3 protein-coding genes and 2 pseudogenes are annotated in these 2,095 nt (G+C 62.1%); all 5 read right to left on the bottom strand.

Annotation, left to right across the window (positions count from 1 at the left end; genetic code table 11):
- Positions 1-686, bottom strand: a pseudogene (locus RBB32_RS21205) (type IV secretion system protein B4); the annotation flags it as partial.
- The gene (locus tag RBB32_RS21210) at positions 676-954 is read right to left on the bottom strand and encodes a type IV secretion system protein VirB3 (protein ID WP_012187324.1); all 279 of its coding nucleotides are present in this window, start codon (positions 952-954) and stop codon (positions 676-678) included. The gene RBB32_RS21210 and the pseudogene RBB32_RS21205, both read right to left, overlap by 11 nt.
- On the bottom strand, positions 947-1,240 hold the full coding sequence (locus tag RBB32_RS21215; RefSeq protein ID WP_306155750.1) for a TrbC/VirB2 family protein: 294 nt from the start codon (positions 1,238-1,240) through the stop codon (positions 947-949). Before RBB32_RS21215 ends, RBB32_RS21210 begins: the two co-directional genes overlap by 8 nt.
- Entirely contained in the window at positions 1,237-1,857 is a 621-nt protein-coding gene (locus tag RBB32_RS21220) for a lytic transglycosylase domain-containing protein (protein WP_306155751.1), read from the bottom strand. The genes RBB32_RS21215 and RBB32_RS21220 overlap by 4 nt, the downstream gene beginning before the upstream one ends.
- 43 nt (positions 1,858-1,900) lie before the next feature.
- A pseudogene (locus RBB32_RS21225) lies at positions 1,901-2,095 on the bottom strand (hypothetical protein); the annotation flags it as partial.

The following is a 2,095-nucleotide window of genomic DNA, read 5'->3' on the forward strand; positions in this document are numbered from 1 at the left end:
TGAAACGTCACTCGCGTGTTGGCGACGTTGAAGGACAGGAAGCCATAGGTGTTCGCCGGATAGAGCGGCAGTTCCTGGCCAGTGTTGAGAGCCCCCAGAAAGCCGATCAACTCGCCGGACTTGGCCGAAAGCACACGTGGGTTAAGCTCCGTCAGGCCCGACAGGAACACGTTCACGGCCTCGCCCAATCGGCGAAGGCGCTTCTCGGTCGCTTCCTTGAGGCGATCCGGCGCGCTGCGGTTCAGGAAGGGCAGGACGCTTTTTGGAGGCGGGCGATGGATGATCGTAAGGGTGAGCGTCTTGTCGCGCAGCCCGCTGGTCTCTAGCTTCTTGCGCCAGAGCCGGTCGACTTCTCCCGCGAAACTGTCCTCGCGCAGGGGCTTGAGGTCCGGTGTGATCGCCTTGGAGACCTTATGGACGTAATAGCTGAACTCCGGCCCCAATTGCGCAATGATCCGGGCAAAGAGCGCCGTCACCTTGTCGAGATAGGCGTCATCGGTCGTGTAGCTATTGACCCCGTCGAGCCGGATGCACTGGAAAAGCTCGTTGACCCGCGTCCGCACGGTGCGGTCATCGACCAGGCTGACATAGGGCAGCATATGCGCGAGGCGGGTCTCGCGCGCATACCAGTTTGGGGTCATTGTGCGGGCATCGAGCTCAGCATCACGGGCGTCATCACGGGGCATAGCTGTCCCCGCCATGAATGGACCTGTTGCGCGTGGGCGGTGTCTCCTGCAGGGCCGTCATCATCACGTCGATGAAGCGCGGGTCCCAATCGGCGGCCTTCCAAAGCACCGGATAGAGTAGGGCGGCAACACCCAACACCGCGATGTGCTGGACCCAGACGAACAAGAGCACCGAACCGAAGAGCCAGACCATCGCGTACATGATGGGTAGGCCCAGAAGCTTCGGCGGGCGCACGAGGCCGAGAAAGAGAGGCGCGCGCTCAGCCACCGGCAAAAACCGCAGCAACGATGGTGGGGGCGGCCGCAACACCGGCGATGCCCACAAGCACCCACAGCGCCTGGCGTAGATCGATGATGTTGAAAAACCAGCTCAGGAAAACGCCCAGAACGGCGAGCGTTGCGATGACAACGCCAAGCGGGCCGGTCAGCGCATCGACGATGCCCTGGAGCAAACTCTGGATCGGGGAGAGATCAATGCTCTGGGCGAGGGCGGGCTCGGCAACGAATAGGAATAGCGCCAGCGAGGCGACAAAGAGGTTTGAAATCTGTTTCATGAATTTGATCCTTCCAATCGGGCCACGACGGCCATGACGCGGGCCACGTGGTTCTGGGTTTCTCGGTAAGGGGGAATGCCGCCATACTGGCGGACCGCATCGGGTCCGGCGTTGTAGGCCGCAAGCGCCAGGCGCGGATCGCCGAAGCGCTCCAGCATCATCGCGAGGTAACGGGCAGAGCCGTCGAGGTTCTGTTGGGGGTCACGCGGATCGACGTCGAGATCACGGGCAGTGGCGGGCATCAGCTGGCCAAGGCCAATAGCGCCCGCGCGGGAGACCGCATCCTGCTGATAGGCGCTCTCAACCTCGATATTGGCCCGGTAGAGAGCCAGCCAATCCGTGACGGACAGTCCCGCGCGCCGCAAACCGGGATGGCTGGCATAGCGCAGGGCCGTTGCCTCGATACCCAAGAGAACGTCTGCGGGAGGCAGGGGTGCTGGCTGGGCGAGTGCCGCAAACCTCATCGCGTCAGGTTCGGAATCTGCTTCAGTCTCATCAAGAATGGCCAAACCATCGAACGCCGATCCCTGACCAATGCCGTCATTGTAGTTCCGGGCAAAACCGCTCTGAGATCGCGACGGGGTCAGAGAGCCGTCGCTCTCCATGACCAGGACCATTTGCGCTGAGGCTGGCGCGGCGAGTAGCCAGAGACAGACAAGGTTAGTTGCCAGCGCCCTTGTCTGATGGGGCGAGCTTGTGGCTCCGGCTTGTCCCCGCCTCAAGCGGCAGATCGACATGCGCAAAGCCAAGGCCAATGAAGAATGACACCACGCCGGATATCGTCTTGAACTCGCGGATCTTGATATCGTTGTAGGTCGTCCGCGTGCGGGCGGTGACGAGGAGCTTTTCCACGCC

It is taken from the genome of Roseovarius sp. MMSF_3281, from assembly GCF_030733685.1.
Lineage (GTDB): Bacteria > Pseudomonadota > Alphaproteobacteria > Rhodobacterales > Rhodobacteraceae > Roseovarius.